This is a genomic window from Mesorhizobium sp. M0207 (assembly GCF_040321995.1).
Classification (GTDB): Bacteria; Pseudomonadota; Alphaproteobacteria; order Rhizobiales; family Rhizobiaceae; genus Mesorhizobium.
The window spans coordinates 1-17,304 of record NZ_JAMYSQ010000027.1 but is presented as its reverse complement, the minus strand read 5'-3'; the positions used below and the strand labels follow the sequence as shown (position 1 = coordinate 17,304).

Annotated in this window: 16 protein-coding genes and 3 pseudogenes; 4 read left to right on the top strand and 15 right to left on the bottom strand. The window is 60.9% G+C overall.

Features of this window, described 5'->3' with window-relative positions; genetic code table 11:
* Nucleotides 1-62 precede the first annotated feature (62 nt).
* The 10 genes and pseudogenes from NKJ15_RS26995 to NKJ15_RS26950 all read right to left on the bottom strand — a co-directional run bounded on the left by NKJ15_RS26995 (nucleotide 63) and on the right by NKJ15_RS26950 (nucleotide 11,847).
* Nucleotides 63-1,118 (bottom strand): hypothetical protein, encoded by a 1,056-nt coding sequence (locus tag NKJ15_RS26995; protein ID WP_352541849.1) that lies wholly within the window; start codon nucleotides 1,116-1,118, stop codon nucleotides 63-65.
* Nucleotides 1,119-2,201, bottom strand: a complete 1,083-nt coding sequence (locus tag NKJ15_RS26990) for an ABC transporter ATP-binding protein (RefSeq protein WP_352541850.1) — start codon at nucleotides 2,199-2,201, stop codon at nucleotides 1,119-1,121.
* A gap of 77 nt (nucleotides 2,202-2,278) precedes the next feature.
* Nucleotides 2,279-3,604 carry an iron-containing alcohol dehydrogenase gene (locus tag NKJ15_RS26985; protein WP_352541851.1) on the bottom strand — a complete coding sequence of 442 codons (1,326 nt, stop codon included), beginning with the start codon at nucleotides 3,602-3,604 and terminating at the stop codon, nucleotides 2,279-2,281.
* Nucleotides 3,597-5,126 carry a xylulokinase gene (locus tag NKJ15_RS26980; protein WP_352541852.1) on the bottom strand — a complete coding sequence of 510 codons (1,530 nt, stop codon included), beginning with the start codon at nucleotides 5,124-5,126 and terminating at the stop codon, nucleotides 3,597-3,599. Before NKJ15_RS26980 ends, NKJ15_RS26985 begins: the two co-directional genes overlap by 8 nt.
* Before the next feature lie 65 nt (nucleotides 5,127-5,191).
* A complete protein-coding gene (locus NKJ15_RS26975) occupies nucleotides 5,192-6,721 on the bottom strand; it encodes an ABC transporter substrate-binding protein (protein WP_352541853.1) in 1,530 nt (509 codons plus the stop codon).
* A 47-nt stretch (nucleotides 6,722-6,768) separates the two neighbouring features.
* Complete coding sequence (locus NKJ15_RS26970) at nucleotides 6,769-7,668, bottom strand: carbohydrate ABC transporter permease (RefSeq protein WP_352818755.1); 900 nt, start codon at nucleotides 7,666-7,668, stop codon at nucleotides 6,769-6,771.
* Nucleotides 7,668-8,579: a carbohydrate ABC transporter permease gene (locus NKJ15_RS26965; RefSeq protein ID WP_352474341.1), complete on the bottom strand. Its 912-nt coding sequence runs from the start codon at nucleotides 8,577-8,579 to the stop codon at nucleotides 7,668-7,670. Before NKJ15_RS26965 ends, NKJ15_RS26970 begins: the two co-directional genes overlap by 1 nt.
* 553 nt (nucleotides 8,580-9,132) lie before the next feature.
* Nucleotides 9,133-9,830, bottom strand: a pseudogene (locus NKJ15_RS26960) (ArdC family protein); the annotation flags it as partial.
* Nucleotides 9,831-10,417: 587 nt separating this feature from the next.
* Entirely contained in the window at nucleotides 10,418-10,810 is a 393-nt protein-coding gene (locus tag NKJ15_RS26955) for a hypothetical protein (RefSeq protein ID WP_353016357.1), read from the bottom strand.
* Between the two features lie 695 nt (nucleotides 10,811-11,505).
* The gene (locus tag NKJ15_RS26950) at nucleotides 11,506-11,847 is read right to left on the bottom strand and encodes a hypothetical protein (protein WP_352818751.1); all 342 of its coding nucleotides are present in this window, start codon (nucleotides 11,845-11,847) and stop codon (nucleotides 11,506-11,508) included.
* A gap of 358 nt (nucleotides 11,848-12,205) precedes the next feature.
* Here NKJ15_RS26950 and NKJ15_RS26945 point away from each other — a divergent pair, with 358 nt between their 5' ends.
* Complete coding sequence (locus NKJ15_RS26945; RefSeq protein WP_352474337.1) at nucleotides 12,206-12,673, top strand: hypothetical protein; 468 nt, start codon at nucleotides 12,206-12,208, stop codon at nucleotides 12,671-12,673.
* 472 nt (nucleotides 12,674-13,145) lie between these two features.
* Here NKJ15_RS26945 and NKJ15_RS26940 read toward each other — a convergent pair.
* Nucleotides 13,146-13,567: pseudogene (locus tag NKJ15_RS26940) on the bottom strand (exopolysaccharide biosynthesis protein).
* A gap of 70 nt (nucleotides 13,568-13,637) precedes the next feature.
* Nucleotides 13,638-13,845: pseudogene (locus NKJ15_RS33070) on the bottom strand (hypothetical protein); the annotation flags it as partial.
* Between NKJ15_RS33070 and NKJ15_RS26935 the strand changes: the two are divergent.
* Nucleotides 13,794-14,117: a DUF4142 domain-containing protein gene (locus NKJ15_RS26935; RefSeq protein ID WP_352541855.1), complete on the top strand. Its 324-nt coding sequence runs from the start codon at nucleotides 13,794-13,796 to the stop codon at nucleotides 14,115-14,117. The pseudogene NKJ15_RS33070 and the gene NKJ15_RS26935 overlap by 52 nt on opposite strands.
* 188 nt (nucleotides 14,118-14,305) lie before the next feature.
* Nucleotides 14,306-14,548 carry a polymerase gene (locus NKJ15_RS26930; protein WP_352686328.1) on the top strand — a complete coding sequence of 81 codons (243 nt, stop codon included), beginning with the start codon at nucleotides 14,306-14,308 and terminating at the stop codon, nucleotides 14,546-14,548.
* Between the two features lie 105 nt (nucleotides 14,549-14,653).
* Here NKJ15_RS26930 and NKJ15_RS26925 read toward each other — a convergent pair whose 3' ends face one another.
* Entirely contained in the window at nucleotides 14,654-15,553 is a 900-nt protein-coding gene (locus tag NKJ15_RS26925; RefSeq protein ID WP_352818746.1) for a DUF1236 domain-containing protein, read from the bottom strand.
* Nucleotides 15,554-15,754: 201 nt separating this feature from the next.
* On the opposite strand from NKJ15_RS26925, the gene NKJ15_RS26920 reads away from it, so the two are divergent.
* A complete protein-coding gene (locus NKJ15_RS26920; protein ID WP_352541859.1) occupies nucleotides 15,755-16,054 on the top strand; it encodes a DUF1236 domain-containing protein in 300 nt (99 codons plus the stop codon).
* Nucleotides 16,055-16,303: 249 nt separating this feature from the next.
* On the opposite strand, the gene NKJ15_RS26915 is transcribed toward NKJ15_RS26920, so the two are convergent.
* Both NKJ15_RS26915 and NKJ15_RS26910 read right to left on the bottom strand, forming a co-directional pair.
* Nucleotides 16,304-16,678 carry a hypothetical protein gene (locus NKJ15_RS26915; protein WP_352818743.1) on the bottom strand — a complete coding sequence of 125 codons (375 nt, stop codon included), beginning with the start codon at nucleotides 16,676-16,678 and terminating at the stop codon, nucleotides 16,304-16,306.
* Nucleotides 16,679-16,911: 233 nt separating this feature from the next.
* The gene (locus NKJ15_RS26910) at nucleotides 16,912-17,169 is read right to left on the bottom strand and encodes a hypothetical protein (RefSeq protein ID WP_031211977.1); all 258 of its coding nucleotides are present in this window, start codon (nucleotides 17,167-17,169) and stop codon (nucleotides 16,912-16,914) included.
* Nucleotides 17,170-17,304 lie beyond the last annotated feature (135 nt).

Genomic DNA, 17,304 nt, shown 5'->3' with positions numbered 1-17,304 from the left:
GACCGGCTCGGCGGAGCCATGTGCTCATCGATATGAGGCATCAATCGAGTTTCCCGGCTCCGCTAGCCTCGATGATAGCGGTCGAAGGACAAAACCAGCGGAGCATCATGGCAAATTGCGTCGATGATGGCGCTCGTCAGCGGCAGGCGATCGTGGGGAAGTACACCCCGGGCCATCATATTCTTCAAAGTCGGACCAAGGTCCAGCGCCAGTTGCGCGCCCTCGACCGTGTCTGAACTCATATGTTCGCGCTTCGCCACGGAATAGGGCAGGCCGCGGCCGAGCAGGCGCCCCATGCGACCGTTACGGCCCGCCTGGCAGGTCACGTAAAGATCGCCGGAGCCGGCCAGCCCCAGCACTGTTTCGACCTTTCCACCCAGGGCTTCGACCAGAATCGCCATCTCGGCGAGGGACTGCGAGAATAGCGACGAGGCAAGATTGTGCATCAGTGCGCCATTGGGCGCCTTGCCGTCGCGCTCGAGCAGCCCGACGGGAGCTCCAACGGCGAGTGTGTAGAAATTCTTGAAAGCGGCGCAGATCTCGACGCCGACGAGATCGGATGACGATCGCGCATGATAGAAAGGCGCGCGCAGAATGCGGGACGCCGCGGCCACCTGGTCGGGATCATGCCCGGCCACGATCACTGAGGTGTCGCGCTGCGCCGCCAGTTCGCCGGCAATGCACGGTCCGCCGACGGCCATCACCGGGACCGACAAGCCAGTGCGTTGCTCGATCTCGCGGGCAAGCAGATGTGGCAGGATTTCCACGCCTTCGTCGCTTGCCGCAAGCCCTTTCGTAATCATCAGTATCGGCACGGGCGACTTGATGCTTTCTGCAATGCGGTCGATCGCCCAAGGAATGCCGGCCGACGAGACGCCGAGTACAAGCAGATCGGGTCCATCGTTCATCGCCGCCCCGAATTCGGTCCAGGAACAGGCGGTTACCACATCAGGCAGATTGATGTTGAGGCGTGGGTGATGACTTGTGCTGGCCACGGAGCCGACGATCTCCTCATCGAGATGGGTCCCGACAAGAGTGATGCGGTTACCAGCGTGAGCGGCCGGAAGCGTCATGGCAGAGCCCATGACGCCGGCGCCGAGGATAACGATCCGCGCCATTCAGCTTCTTCCCTTGTCCAGCCGCTCGCCGCTGCCTTCGTCGAACAGGTGGATTCGCTCAGGCGCCGGCTCCACATGGATCACAGCTCCAGGAGAGACCTCCATGCGGTCATGCAGCACCGAGCAGATCGCGGTGTTGCCCATGCTGGCAAAGATGTGGATTTCGGGGCCAGTCGGCTCGACAACCGTAATCCTCGCTGGAATGCCGCGCCCGTCGGCCACTGGTCGAAGATGTTCGGGGCGAATGCCGTAGATCACCTTTTGGCCGGGCCGGACCGCAGCCCCTGGCGGGAGCGGGAGGGATAGCTCGTCGGTCCGCACCACCCAGGCGTCGCGCTCGGAAGCCACCTCGCCATGGAACATGTTCATTGCGGGCGAGCCGATGAAGGAGGCGACGAAGAGGTTTGCCGGGCGATCGTAGACATCGAGCGGGCGCCCGATCTGCTCGATATGGCCGTCGCGCATAATGACGATGACATCGGCCATGGTCATGGCCTCGATCTGGTCATGCGTGACATAGACGGTGGTGGTCTTCAGCCGCTGGTGGAGCTCCTTGATTTCGGTGCGCATCTGCACCCGCAGCTTGGCATCGAGATTGGACAGCGGTTCGTCGAACAGGAACACAGTTGGGTCCCGCACGATGGCGCGACCCATGGCGACGCGCTGCCGCTGGCCGCCCGAAAGCTGGCGGGGATACCGTTCCAGATAGGGTGTCAGGTTGAGGATCGATGCCGCCCACCCGACCTTCTGTTTGATTTCTTCGTTGGGGCGCTTCTTCAACTGCATGGAAAAGGCCATGTTGTCGAAGACGGTCATGTGCGCGTAAAGCGCGTAATTCTGGAAGACCATCGCGATATTGCGGTCTTTGGGATGGAGCATGTTGACGACCCTGTCACCTATGGCGATCTCACCGGACGTGATGGGCTCGAGACCGGCTATCATGCGCAACAGAGTGGACTTGCCGCAGCCGGACGGCCCCAGCAGAACGACGAACTGGCCATCCTCGATCGAGAGATCGAGTCCGTCGATAATCGAGAGGGCGCCATAGTCCTTCTTTATGTTGCTGATGGTGACAGACGCCATAAATTGCTACCCTTCGATTGCCCTTGCCGGTTGGATCTCATTTTCGCCATGCGAGCGATTGGCGATCGGATGCGCTCTCACCATTCGCTCTCCAGAAACTCTTCCAAGAGTCCCGCATCGGCGGCCAGGTTGACAAAGGACCATCGGCCGCGGATTTCTCGCGAATAGCGAATGGCGTCGTGCCAAAGCGCGCGCGGCAGCTCTAGTTCCGCGCCGGTGACCGGCCCTCCCGCAGCCTTGAGTGCTGCCTCCATGCGGGCGACCGGCATTGCCATGGGCCGAACCTCCTGGCGCAGCGCCGGCCAGATTTCCGCAAGCCTGCGGTTGAAGATTTCCGACTGGCTGGCGTCGAGTGCCGTCTTCTTCATCTCGGCAATGCAAAGTGGTCCAAGCTGCGCGCCATAGCGGGCCAGCATCGCCGCTTCGTCGATGGCGGTCGGCTTCACCTGCGGCGGCTCTTTCATGTCCAGCAGCCGCGCTTGCAGACGCGCCATGACCAGCGAGGCAACCCCGACCTGCTGGCCGTGCGTGGTGCCGGGATGACGCTCTCCCGCGAACATGTCGACCCAATGGGAAATCTGGTGCTCTCCCATGGACCCGGGATGGGAAACGCCGGCAAAGCACACGCCCATCGAGCACAGCGTCAAGACGCGCTGGAGATGCCCGACAGCGGTGACGTCATGCCTGGCAAGGCCAGGCGCATGGGCCAGCATCGGCTCCTCATCGCCCGCCTGCAGCAGGTAGGGCACCTCGGAATAGTAAGTGTCGAACAGCCGATGCGAAGCCCACCAGTCGATCTGGGCCGTGGAGCGGCAGAGGCTGTCGCCAAGCCCGGCGGCGCTGAGCCAGGCGGGCGCTGCGGCCGACACGCCAAGGTCCAGGAAGATGCCCCGGGGCGCGTGTGAAGGCAGCGAGATCTTGAGCCCGGAGGCCAAGGTCACCGACGCTGTCGAGGCGCCGTAGCCATTCATCGAGGCGGCCGTGCCGAAGACGGCATAGGGTCGCTCGTCGAGGAAGGTTGCATGCTTGCAGCTGTCATTGAGGACGCCCGACCCGACGGCCACGACCCCTTCGGCGTGACGTGTCTTCTCCCTGACCATCTGGATCGTCGCCTCATCACAGTCGAGGCCGTCAGGCAGCACGATTTCGTCGATGTCGGCGATGGCACGCAGCGCCTTCGCGACGCGCCTGCCCATCACATCGACGGTGTTGATATCGGAGACCACGGCGATGCGGCTGCCTAGCTTCAGCGGCGCAACGAGATCCGCCTCGCGGCCTTCCGTCGTCTCCAGCAATTCGATGGTCTGGAACGGCAGGACCGCGGCCGCGCCTGTCTTGGGATCTGTCCAGCGTCCAGCGACAACGTCCTCGATCAACGCGCTCCAGTTGGTCGCTTCAGCCATGATCGGCCTCCATGAAGGCCGCGAGGCGTTGGTTCCAGGCTGCAAGCGTTGGCCAAAGATCAGCATGGATCGCAAGAAGTTCGGCGTAGAGCGCGGCCCGTTTCGTGTCCGGTTCGAAGGTTTTGGCCGGCTCGCTGGCCATTGCGAGCGACGCTTCGGCGATCGTGGAAAACCAGCCCACCCCCTTTGCCGCCGCCATCGCCGCGCCTAGCGAGGAGGCTTCGACGGTCGTCGAACGCTTTATTGGACGATCGAGTGCATCCGCCAGAATCTGCATCCACAGGTCGGACTTCGCTCCTCCGCCGATGGCTATGAACTGGTCGATGGTCTGGGCGGCAGCCGCAGCCGCCCGCTGACTTGTCGCGGCCTGATGCAGCGCTATGCCTTCGAGCACGGCGCGATAGATGTCGCCGCGGCGGCTCGAGCCCGAAAGCCCGGCAATCACACCACGGGCCGCACTATCCCAGTGCGGGTCCATGACGCCCTGCCAGTAGGGCAGGAGCATTATGCCGCCTGCGCCGATCGGGCTGGCAGCGGCTTCGGTCTCGAGCGCCTCCAGCGCATCGCTTGCGCCATGCAGATCGACGCCAAGCATTTCGCGCGCCATCCAGTCGACAAGAAAAGTGCCGGCGCGAAGGCACGTCTCGTAGATGTAGCCATTATCGGCGACCGCCGTTTCGGTGCGGAAGGCCTGGTCGTGGACGTAGTCCGTGCCGAAGCTGCCGGAGACGACCGCCGTGCCGAGGTTGATGTAAGCGCATCGCGGCTGCAACACACCAGCGCCCGTGCCGGCGCATTGACCGTCGCCGCCGCCGGCGACGATCGGCGTGCCCTCGCGCAGGCCCGTCGAAATGGCCGCTTGCGACGTCAGTTGGCCCAGAACGGTGCCGGGCCGCGCCAGATCCGGCATCATGCGCCGGGCGACGCCCGCTGCCTCCAGTATATCGTTCGACCAGTCCATAGCCCGCATATCGAGTATGCCCATCGGGTCGGCGGATGCGGTGGACGTCACCCACCGGCCGCTCAAGCGAAAGACCAGATAGCCGTGGACTTCGGCCATCCGCTCCACGCGGGCAAAAATCTCGGGCTCTTGCTCGCGGAACCAGATCATGCGGTAAAGGCAAGGAATGACGTCCAGCGGCTTGCCGGATATTGCGTGGACGCGTGCCGCGCCGAAACTCTCGCCGAAGCGGCGTGCTTTGCCACGGGCGCGCTCATCGAGCCAGAGCGTCGCCGGCCCGACCGCTTCGCCTTGCTCGTCGAAAAGTCCGAAGCTCTCGCGCTGGTTGGCAATCGCGAGGGCGGCAATGCGTGCCGGCGAAACCGTTGACGTCACGGCGCGCAGCGCTGCGACCGTCGAGGTCCACCACTCGGCCGGATCCTGCTCGAAATAGCCCGAACGCGGGTTGGACATTGCAAGCGGTGCACGACCTTCGGCCACGGCCAGACCATTGCGGTCCCAGGCGATCGCCTTGGTTGCCGAGGTCGAGGAATCAATGCCGATGACGAGATCAGGAACCATTGCCGCCACGTTGCCAAACGGCGAGGGCGGCCGAAGCCGCCTTCGCCCAAATCACCGACCAGCCGCTAAAGACCGGCGTCCTTGACTTTGCCGTCGACAATGCCGGCAATGGCATCGAGGCACGCCTTGGCATCGCCGCCATAGTCTTGGCCCGTAAGCAACTTGCCGAGCTCAACCGGAATGTCGTTGTTCGACAGATCCGCCCAGATCGGCATGTCCGGCTCAGATCCCATCTGATTGTCGATCGTGTATTTGATCGCGTCGAAATGGCGTGTCGTTCCGGGGCCGACAACAGCCTTCGCCTTGACCCGAGGATCTGTAAAAGAGGAATTGCGCATCGGCGAGGCGCCGCCGCCGAGCGTCGATACCCGCGCCATGACATCCTTCGAGCAGACCCACTGCATGAACAGCCATGCCGCTTCCTTGTTCTTGGAATATTGCGACAGCGAGATCGTCGAGCCGCCCTGGTGGCCGACGGCCGGGATTTCGTTGAAGCCGCAATCGGCAGCGGCGCGACGACCAGGAACTTCCTTGGGCGCGGGCAGGGCCTCGAACAGGCCTTTGACCTTGGAATCCTTGGCATCGAAGCCGGGGAAATCCTCGCCCCAGGTGATTGCCATGGCGGCTTGTCCCTGTGTCAGGGCCTGTCCTTGGCCGTCCCAGGTCCAAGTCGTCGCCGACGGCGGCGAGTTCTTGACCAGCTCCTGATAGAATTTGAGCCCGGCCACGCCGCGCTCGTCATTGCCGACAAACTTCTTGTCCTTGTTGAAGACAGAACCGCCATGGCCCCACAATGCGAAGGTCCAGTCGCATTCCAGCGAATAGTGGCCGGACTTCGCCTGGCACGCGGTGCCGAAGATGCCGTTGCTCTTTTCTGCCTCTGTAAGCGCCTGGACGGCCTTGAGGTAGGCGTCGAGGTCTGTCGGCAGGGCAATGTTGTGTTTGTCGAAAAGATCCTTGCGGTACATCAGGATGAAGATCGGAATATCGAATGGAATTCCGCACTGTTTGCCGTTGTACATGGCGATGCCGTCGACCAGCGGCTTGGAGAAATCGTCCCAGTCGAAGTTCGGCATCGCCAGTTCTTTGTTCTGGTCGTAATACTCGCGCGGATCGACGACATCCTGGGCAAATGTCGCCATCCAGGACTGGTCGAGATAGTAGACGTCATAGGTGCCAAGCTGGCCCTGTACGTCTTGCGTCGCCTTGGCGAGAACCTGCTCCAGCGGCACGATCTCGACTTCCACCTCAATGCCGGTTGCCTTGGTGAATTCACCCGCGACAAGCTGGTTGGCAACAATCGTTGGCGGCGTCGCTTCCGACGTGTAGCGGATTTTGGTGCCGGCATATGGTTTGCCGACGTCGGCCAGCCACTTCAGCATATCGGCGTCCTGGGCGCGGGCTTCTTCAACCCCGAGGCCCAGCATCCCCCGACTGGTGCGGCCACCACCTAGCATGGCCGATCCGAAGGCGGAAAAGCCGACACCGGCGAGCGCCATCTTCCTCATGAAGTCGCGTTTGGTTATCCGGCGCGCCGTAAAGTCATTGCAGGTATCGGCTACGAATGTCTTCTTGTCGTGTTCACTGAAGCTCATGATCGTTCCTCCATTGCGTTTTTGTCGTCGTTCTTCTCGTCAGCGCCTCACTCCTTCAGCGATCCGAGGGTGAGGCCGCGGACCAGATGCCGTTGAACCAGCAGGATAAAGATGAAGCTGGGTATGATCGCGGACGTGCCGAGCGCTGTGATGTAGCCCCACTCGGTCGCGGTCGAGGTGACAAAGGTCGAGATCTTCACCGGCACAGTGCGGATCGACGTTGTCAGGAACAGTGAGAGCAGGAACTCGGTCCACGAAAAGATGAAACACAGCACGGCCGTCGCAGCGATGCCGCCCTTGACCATGGGAAGGACCACGCGTCGGAACGTCTGCCAGCGCGTCGCGCCGTCAATAAGCGCCGCCTCATCAACCTCGCGCGGAACATCGTCGAAGAACGACTTCAAAAGCAGAACCGCCAGCGGCAGGTTGATCAAACTGTGAACGAGGACGAGGCCCGTATAGGTATCGCGCAAGCCGAGATCGCGGAACATGAAAACGATTGGAATGACGATCGCGATTGGCGGCATGAAGCGCTGCGAAAGAATCCAGAACAGGAAGGACTGCTGGCCGCTGAACTGCATTCGCGACAGGCAATAGGCGGCCAGGGTGGCCAGCACCAGCGTCAGCGCCGTAGATCCGACGGCTATGATGGCGCTGTCGAGCAACGACTGGCGGGAATCGTATGAACTGGCGCCACCCTTGATCACCCCGGCCGCCTCGCCGCCCTGTTCCATGCCGATGTCGACGCGTGAGACGCCAAGCAACGTCACGCGGTAATTGTCCGGCGTCGGTGTGAAACCGACGTAGACCGGTCCGCTGCGGTCGAAGATCGCCGAATAGGGTTTGATAGACGACAGCGCCCACCACGCGATGGGGAACATGAAGATCGCCACCACCAGGACGGCGAGCACGTCGCGGGCGATCGTTTGGGCGCGCGACGACTCCATCAGAACCTCACCTTGAACAGCCTGACGAAGAGATTCGACACGACGATCAAGACGACGAGCACGATCAGCGACAGGGTCGCGGCATAGGGGAAGTCTCCGGTGAAGTAGATACGGCCAGCGTAGAACGAAAGCGTCTCGGTGGCCGTGCCTGGCCCGCCGGCGGTGATGATGTAGACGTAGTCGTAGATGCGAAAGAGATCGACGCCGCGGATCAGCACCGCGACCGCTATCACCTTGCGCAGCATCGGCAATGTGAGCCGCAAGAACGTCTGGATGCCGTTGGCACCGTCGATCGCGGCTGCCTCGAAAGGTTCCTTCGGCAGCGCCCTGAGCCCTGCCAGGATGATGAGCACCATGAACGGCGTCCATTGCCATATGTCCGCCAGCAGGATCGCCGCCAATGCGGTTCCGGGCTGCGTCAGGATCGGCTGTGCCGGCGAGATCAGGTCGAGGGCATAGAGGTAGAACGACAGGACGCCGAAAGAGCCGTCCTGCATCAGCAGGAACATCATTCCGGTCACCGCAGGCGGCACCACCAGCGGCAGTGTCATCAGCGCCCGCAGCACGCCGTAACCTTTGCGATCGGTGTCAAGCAGAAGCGCGATGAGGATGCCGAGCGCAAGCTGAACCGCAAGCGCGACGAAGGTGTAGATCAGCGTGGTTTCCAGCGAATGCCACATACGCGCATCCGAGAAGGCGCGCGTCCATTGGTGGAGCCCGGCGAAGTCGAGCTGACGGGAAACGACATTGCGTTTGTGAAGCGACAGCCAGACCGAATAGGCGAGGGGATAGATGCCGAAAACGAGAAGCATCACCGTGATCGGCGCGAGCCAGGGGAAAGGATGCTCGGCCGTCATGAACCGGGGAAGGGCCCATCTGGGCGCTTCGCGGGTCACGGTCACCGTGCTCACGCGCAAATCTCCGCTCGGTCACACAGACGCATCGGCCTTCTCCCTATCGGCCAGATTGTGCCAACTTGAACTTTTGTAAGTTTGTTGTGCCTTTTGTTAAGAACGTGTCGGACGGCCGCCGATTTGTCAAGTGTCGGTTCAGTCAGGCTCAAGGGATTTGCTCGTGGTCCCAGAGGATGCGTGATCGCCGAGTATGGAGTTGTTTTGGAGGAAACGCCGCCGGCAAATGCCGTGCACCAGCCTCAAACGCGCTCAGGGCCGCCGCCAATTTTGGCTGCAACATCCTTGGCCCTCGAACTGCGCAATTAGCGCTAAGATGCGATAAACTGCGCAGTCACAATAAGACCCTTTTCGTTACGAATTTACAAATGCTTAACCCTGATGCCGTTTCGAGCTTAGTTGTCCGCGGACAACTCACAGGGAATGCAGGAGAACACCTCAGAAAGAGCAGTGGTTGTCCGCGGACAACCAAATGGCGCCAGGTGGAACGATGAAGGATCGATTGCTATGATGGCGCCGAAGTCCACCGCCGGCCTCCGGACACCCCATCTCATTACGCGGCTTCCAGTCCGACGGCCGGCTGCAGCATTGTGAGATCCTCGGCAGCGGCCTGCGCCTTCGCAGCGGCCGTGATGATGGCTCTCTTGTCACTCTTAAGGACGGCGAGCCAGCTCGCCAGATAGGCGGCTGTGTTGTCGCGTGGATCATGCGCCACGCCCAGGTCGGCACACAGGAACGATGCCGCGAGCTCCGCAACAAGCTCCTCCACGGCGTAGCCTTCACTGCCGAACCTGCCCGTCAGATCGCGGTCCAGGCGATGCTTTGCGCCGGACCAATGCGAAACCTCGTCTAGCAAAGTCGAGTAAAGGTGAACCTCGCTGTCGAAACGCCCGCGGTCAGGCATGAGGATGTCGTTGATGCTGGGCCGGTAGCAAGCTTTGGCACCACCGTAGCTGACGCTTGCGCCGATGTTCTGGACGAAGCTCCCGAGGGCCTCGATGTGCGGAGCCGGATTGCCGAGAGCTCCTCGGCGGGGCTGAAGAAGCGATCCGGTATGTTCTCGATCTGCTCAATATTGAAGACGGTGTAGCCCTTCAGATATGGAATCGCGCGGTCTTCGTCATCGTCGTGATGCTTCGGCGTGAACGTGCCATATTTGACGACGAGGGTGCCTTTTTCGCCCTTACGGGCTTGACCACCGAAGTCCTGCGCCTGCCGGTAGGTCATCCAGGTGTTTTCCTCGCAGCCTGAGCCGAACTCAACGTGGGCGGAACCTGAATGTTGCAAAGTGAGGATCGGCATGGCTGGATACGGTGACGATGCAGGCTCCACGGCCTATGCGACGGCAGGCAGCTATACCTGCCAGCAGGCACGATCGCAGCGGCGCGCCACGCGGCAGCGCCTATATTGACGGCCCCTACGGCATGCTTCCCCAGCGTGCCCACGGGGGCTTGGCACAGCCACGGGCTTGGCCTCCACCGTGTACGGCGCGACGCTCGCTAGCGATCTGACCCTGCAGCGGGTGATCGATGCCTCGTATCAGCCCGCATACCTCGAACTGGTCAATCCGGGCTCGCTGCGAGCGCTATGTCACCGATTCGGACGGCATCGTCCATGTGCCGTCGACCCGTTCAGACCGACGCGGACAATTTGCCCATCATTGCTGAACTTGTAGGTCCCAATTCGCCCTTGCGGGCCACCGACGCGGTAAAGAGCTTGATATCAAACATTCTTTTTGGTTCAGACTCGTGGGACATTCAGACTCGTGGGACATGACCCACACGACGCGCTACCGTGTGTCTCGCCATCACGCCACCGCCATCCGACTTTGAGAAAGATCAGGTAGACCGGTCGAAACGGCCCGATTTGCGAAGCTTCGCAAGCAAGCTCTCTGCCGCGCCGTGGTAGTTGGCAGAGGCCTGCTCGGCCATCGGCAGCGAACTCCACACGGTTAGTTCGGCCACCAGAAAGTCGTTGTCTGCGTCCACCGGCGCGGATCTAAGTTGTCCGTTTTTATCCATCATGATTGCTACCACGGTGTCGTTTGCGCCGTACCCAATCGCCGCCATCCTCTGAATACGAGAATCGCCGTCCACGCGAACGTCGAACAAGACAGATCCGCCAGTTTTCTCCGCGATGTCATCCACTCGGTCGGAAAACGCCCGATTCATACCGCCTGTATTGGCAAGTGATTGCTCCAACAAAACCAGTTCAACATACTCCGCCTTCATGCCGTGACTATGGGCGCACAGGCCCAATCGGCAATCCTACCCGGATCTTTTCACACAGGAATCCCAATGACATCCTCCAACGCGCCGCGGCGTGCGCGGCGACAATCAAGGTGAGACCGAACCAAGCACGAGACAGATGATATTGGTGATGATTGCGATTTCGACGCTCTTCCAGGTGGCTGCGATCAAGCGGTCGTTCTGCCACAACGAAGCGTACCACTCCGTCGTCCCTGATTGTCCTGACCCACAAGCTCCTCCCCAGGAAGAAACTAAGCCTTGAGCGGGCGCGTGGGCGGCTGCAGCATCCGCAGACGACCCTCCGATCTCTTTCCGCTTCCTCGCAGGAGCGCCAGCTCCATGTTCGGCGTTTGCGCCGATTGCTGAGGGACGGAGACAAGGAACGCGACTGCCTCTCCGCTCGTTGACCGTCTCGACCCGAGTTGCCGTCATGCCCTCCACCTCCATACGCAAAACGGGGTCTGATCCGGAAAGAAGAATCCTCTCGGTCTGGTTTGTAGCCAGCGCCAAGGCATACCGAGTTTGACAGCGTTCCGCCGGAGACCTTTGCCGCGTTCCGGGCCGCATCCGCCAGGGTCGCTATTTCGACGACGCATCGGCAACAACTTCCGGTACCACCTTGTTGCTGCCGGTAGCGACCGGGGGACGACCTGACATTTCGGTGCCGAGTTCGTCCTTTACGCTCCAACCGTCGGTTTGTGGACGCATGGAAGCTCTGGAATACCAGTGGCCCTGATCGCGCATCGCGCGGAAATTTGCGGCTGTTGCGATGCTCCGCCAAGCGGCCGGATGTTCAGCGTCAGACCGCAGTCCGTGCAGGTGGAATCTATCTTGACCAGACGTTCTCTGGCCTCGGCCAGTCGACGTTGTGCAGACCTAATCCTGTCGCACAGCGCGATGTTAATGCCGACGCCGCAGTCTTTGTCCAGCATTTCGGTCGCACCCTGGAGAGACAGCTCCGCTCGTTTCACGCGCTGCCTGGCTTTAGGCAGCTCGATGTTCAAAAGATCGACCATCATTCAAGATCCGAGGGGCCCCTTCGATTGTTAACCGGACCCGGTCGCATTGGTTCCAGTGGGAATCTGCACAGGGATTGGACGCGAGGATTCGTAAGCCTTGGATTGCCGACCAACTGCGGCCACAAAATCTTGCCATCGATTGCGTGCGGCGGCGCTGGCCAGCGGCAGCTCACTAACGGCGCCTCATCGGGCCAAGGTGATCGCCCGAGTACGAGTTTGGAGCCAAGTCGGGTTAAGCAGCCGTGTCGAGCGGCGCCGCCGGCGTCTGCGACTAAGCCAGCTTGCCGATGCTAGGTCGGCTTGGCAAAAAACTCCGGCAGGGTATGGACGGTATATTACTCGACCCTAATTAAGCGCCATGTTCCGCTTGCTGCTTAGCTTCGTCTCGTTGTTATTTTCCACCACGCTTCTTTATGCGCAAGAGTGGCAGCCCTTCGGCATTAAGCAGTTTGGCTTTGTATTCGATGCGCCCCCCGGCTTTGTTTTAACTCAGCGTTCCGACCAGGGAGCAGCTTTTCAGGGCAAAAACGAGGCCTTTCTTGCTGTTTGGGGCGCAAGGCTCGGAAAGGCCAGTTTCCGCGCCGAAATAGAGCATCGAATTGTCGAGGATGAAAAGGCGGGCTGGAAAGTGACCTATCGGCGCGTTAAGCCGACGTGGGCCAGTTATTCCGGTATCAGGGACGGGCAAATCCGCTACGTACGCGTCATTGCCGTCTGCAATGACGGTGCGGCGCTCTTTATAATGAACTACAGCAGATCCGAAAAAATCGCCTACGATCCCGTCGTCGTGCGAATGGTGCGATCGCTACGGGCGGAAGGCTGCTAAAGCCTGAGACTTTCAGAAATATGTGTGGACGTTGATCGCGTTGGCCTGCAGCGAAGACTGAGATTTAACGGCAACAGCGGTTCTCGGTCGCCCCGTTCCACCGCCGCACCGCCAACGTGAGGGAATCTGCCGTTTCCGTGGCTCCGCAACGGCGAAACCGAACCAGGCTGGGCGCCTATCCCTCACCGCGACCGCGGCGCAGCCGAGGAGATGGGGATGTTACGGTCCTCTGTTTAGGGCCGATGGTCAAAAAGTTTACCAGCTCCCGACCGGAAGCTGGTCGCAGAGGAAGTCCTTCTCTAAATTCCATAGCAATCCTTTGGTTCGCACCTCCAGTGCACCCCGTGATAAGGGAGTTGCGGCGCAGACTTGAGGCAGATGAAAATGTCGAAGAGCAGGCCTGGGCCGTCAGTGAGCGGCGGGTCTCGGACTCAATGCCTGACGACGCGCCCGTGATCTCGCAATCCCGCGCTTAGGACGTCGGGACCGCTGATGCCACAACAACAAGCAGAGCCGCAGTCGCGACAAACGACGTCGAGGCGAGCAGCAGTCCAATCAGGGTTACGAGACCGTCGCATTCCATCAATGCGACGGCCAAGACTACCAGTGAGAGCACCGGCAGGATATTGCCGAAGGGAATCAGCAGGGCGATAACGACAGCGAGCAGGAAGATCGGAACGCCGAGCGGGTCTGCACCGTCGGGCCCGTCAGGATCTGCAGCCGACCGGTGCGCACCACTTTCTCCACCCGGCTGATCATCGGCACCGAATGACGGACCATAAGACCGAACGCCACAGGCGAAAACTGGCGCTCTCTGATGATGGCGGGCAACCAGACCCTCCGGCTGCCCGCGACGATCTGGAGCGGGACCAGCGCGAGCCCGCTGCCGAACACCGTGCCGAACGGCCCCGGGATCGGCGTCAACGCTGGGATGGCTCGGACATCTCACCCACGCAGCCGGTCCTCACGCATCCTCGCCGGCTCTGTTCAGAGCCCGGACAAGGGCTGCGCATTGCGGGTCCTGGCTATCCAGAAGCTCCGCCGGCGCGGTACGGCCAATCGCTATATTGATGGCGGTGGACCGCCGCCCAGCCGTAGTCGCCGGCGGCGCGCTCGATGAGTGGCGGGTCCTGAGACGTCAGGCAGTTCTGAGACTGGCGAACGATCTCCACGGAAGCTTCGCGCGCTCTCCGACCAACTCAAGGAGGCCAGTGGTGACAGCTTCCAATCGAAATATATCGACATGCAGACCCAGGCGCATAAGGAAGCGGTGGCGCTGTTTTCCGCTTACGCAAATTCCGGCGACGATCCGGCTGAAATGAAGGAGTTGCCAAAAAGACGCTGCCAGTGCTGCAGATGCACGAACGTCACGTCAAGGATCTCGCTGCCGCGCATCAATGGCGACGACCGCCAGCGGCTTCGCAAACGGAAACGTCCGGCATGAAGGGAGCGGCTGTCGCCGGGACCCGGGAACAAAGTACCGAGAGTGCCGTTATTCACCTGGCTTATTCCCGAGAGGATCCAACGGGAGGGGGCATTCGCGAGGCGCCAAGGGCAGTAGAGCTGGGTTTCGGCACCGTCCCGATTGCCGCTGTCACAGGCTGAATCGATTTCCGGCCAGGACAGGTTACCATGCGCTACGGCGAGATATTTGCAAACGCAACGGCACTCTTGTTGGTGACGCTGATGATTGGCGGCGTCTTCGTCCTGTTTGGAGAGCCGCTGTGGCCGCGGCACTACGCGAGAATGGTGCTGGTCACGGATATCGATGCCATGACCACCGCGTCAGTCCGAACAAGCTGCCTGCCCAGTCCCTGCCTGCCCGACACCATCGATCATACCGTGCTCACTCCTCGCCCCGAGGACGGACCTTGATTTGCGATTTGCAGACGCTGGAGCTGGGTACGGAAAAGCCCGCCGCCCGAGCTGCGCGGCGGGCTTTTTTGGTGAATCAACCCACGGTAGACCGTCTGGCCACGACTAGGTCAGGATAATCACGATCTTGTAGGTATTCGGGTCGACGATGACGATCCGGCCGTCAGCGAGCACGAAATACTCGTAATTTTCATAAGCCGGAACGATCTTGACGATGCGCGCCGGCAGACGATGCAGCCGGACCTTCTTTCGCGGAACCTCGACGCCGACGGAGATGTCGAAATCGACATTGGAAACGGGTTGGACGTTCGTTTCCTTGATGACCTGAGTGATCTCTGTCTTCTGCTCAACGGTCACATTGCTGATGGAAGCGGTCGAACTCTGGTCCTGCGTCCGCGTCGAGGCATTGCCTTGGGTCTGCTCGGTGGTCGTGGTCCCGGCCTTGCCCTGAGCCTGCTCGTCGGTCTTCATCTTGGTGCTGCCCGTGGCCTGTTGTTCAGTCGTGGCGCCAGCCTTGCCCTGAGCTTGCTCGGTGGTTGTGGTGGTTCCAGCCTTGCCCTGAGCCTGCTGATTGGGCTTTATCTTGGAGCTGCCCTGAGCCTGCTCGGTGGTGGTGGTTCCAGCCTTGCCCTGGGCTTGCTCCTCGGTCGTCATCTTCGTGTTGCCCGTGGCCTGCTGGTCAGTGGTGGCGCCAGCCTTGCCTTGGGCTTGCTGATCGGTCTTCAGCTTCGGTTTGCCTTGGGCTTGCTGGTCAGTCGTAGCGCCAGCATTGCCCTGTGCCTGCTCGCCGGTCTTCAGCTTCGGTTTGCCCTGCGCCTGTTGATCAGTGGTGGTGGCGGCCTTGCCCTGAGCCTGCTCGCCCATCTTGGCGCCGTTCTGGCAATTGGCAGTGCCGGCTGCACAATTGGCGCCGGACTGGTCGTCGGTCGACTGCTGCGTCTGGGCAAGTGCGGCCCCGCAGCTGACGCTGATTGCTAACATGCTGGTGATCAGAACGCCTTTCATGAGAGATCTCCTTGGAAAATGCTTCCCTTCACCCCGCAAAACTGCGGCTAAAAAAGTTTGTTCCAAACTAATGGAGCGAAACGGCAAGCGATCCGATCGGCGGAACTAGCTCCACCCGATAGCGTTACCGGCCTAGTCACCCGCTGCGAACGGCATGACGCAGCGCAGCGCAGAGGTGGCTCACGACGAAAGGAGACAATCATGAGAATGCATCTTTCCACAGCCGCGGCTGGGTTTTTGCTGCTTGCGGGTATTGGCGCCGCTGCCGCCCAGGATGTGGTCATCGAACCGCAGCAGGAGACGATCGTACGCGAGTATGTGAAAAAGCAGCCTCTGGCGTCCGTCCAGCTCCCCGGCGTGGAGCTCAATGTCGGCTCGACCCTGCCCGATACCGTCGAGCTTCATGAAGTCCCCAACGTCAAATACCGCTACGTCGTCGTCGACAACCAGACCGTCCTGGTCGATCCAGGCACACGCAGGATCGTGAAGGTCATCGAGTGAACAAGCGCGTCGCTTTGAAGGGACATGCGGCGACGTTGAGCGACAATGAAGTACCGCACCGACACCGTGGCTACTGGCCATCGTGGCAAGGACCACGATGCGCATGACAAGGCCCAGGGTAACCAAAGCCCCGCTCCGGCGTTGGGGCGAGGGCGGGGGACGCTTTGGCCGGAGCGGGGTTAGGCTAGGTGGTCACCCCGTGGCAAGCAAAGGCGACCGCAGTTGAGATTAGCGGATTTTGTCGCGCTTTCAATATTTCAATATCCGTGACTGAGTGCCTATCGCCTCAGCGGCGCTGGTAAGGAATCGGGCTTCTCGCAAGAGCGAGTCCCAGTTGAGGTTGCCCAATAGGTTGATGAGATCGCGCGCCTGTTCGACGGTGATCCCCGTTTCTTTGACCAGCCGCAGAATGACCAGGTCGTGCATCGGCGGTGGATTGGCGACTTCGCCGGCATCGCAGAACCTTCCAGCGGCAGCCCAAATCATCGGGACGAGGTAGAGCGTCTGCATTAATGGGCAAGAAGGACATTCTACAAGCGGACGTTTGTACCTGCTGAACTCAACCGGCTGAGTAATCAACATCAGGCTTAGGCTGCGGTGCATGAGCACGCGGTAGCTGCGCAAGCTTCGCCGCACCAGCGCACTGGGTCGTGCGCATTGGCACGCTGGCATGTGCATCGGTGGCGGCAACCGGCAGGGTGGGTGGTTTCAGAGATTGAGTACAGAAAAGGCCAGGAATAAATCGGGAGCGACTGTTCACGCGTTGTCCTCGACACGCTTGCCCTCCGCATCCGTCCCTTTGATCTCGGTAGTCCACGCCTCGGTTGGCGCCGATTGCTGGCGGATTTGATATAAGCCTATTTGGGCCGGCGTGCGGCAGCGATGGCCTGCAACAGATTGATGCTGTTCACGTCGGGTTCGCTGGATGCGGCAACGGCAAGTGCGGCGGCCTCGGCTATTTTGGCGACGTCGTCGCTGCTGATCGTTCCGCGCTTTTCCAGCAGATTTACGAGTTCGACAACGAGAAGAAAGGCGTTCACGCCATATCGTTCGGCTCTGAGCTCGAACTCGCCTCGAGCCAATTTCTCCGCGTCTCCTTCAGCCCGTTTGTCCACGTTGGCGTCCTCTCCTATGGCTAGAAGCTATTAACGCTTAGCACGAATGGTTTAATCCTTCGAACTGGCCACAACCTTCGCCAATTGCCGGGCATAGTGTCGCCGGTGGCAGGGGCATGGGTTCAGCCAAGGATG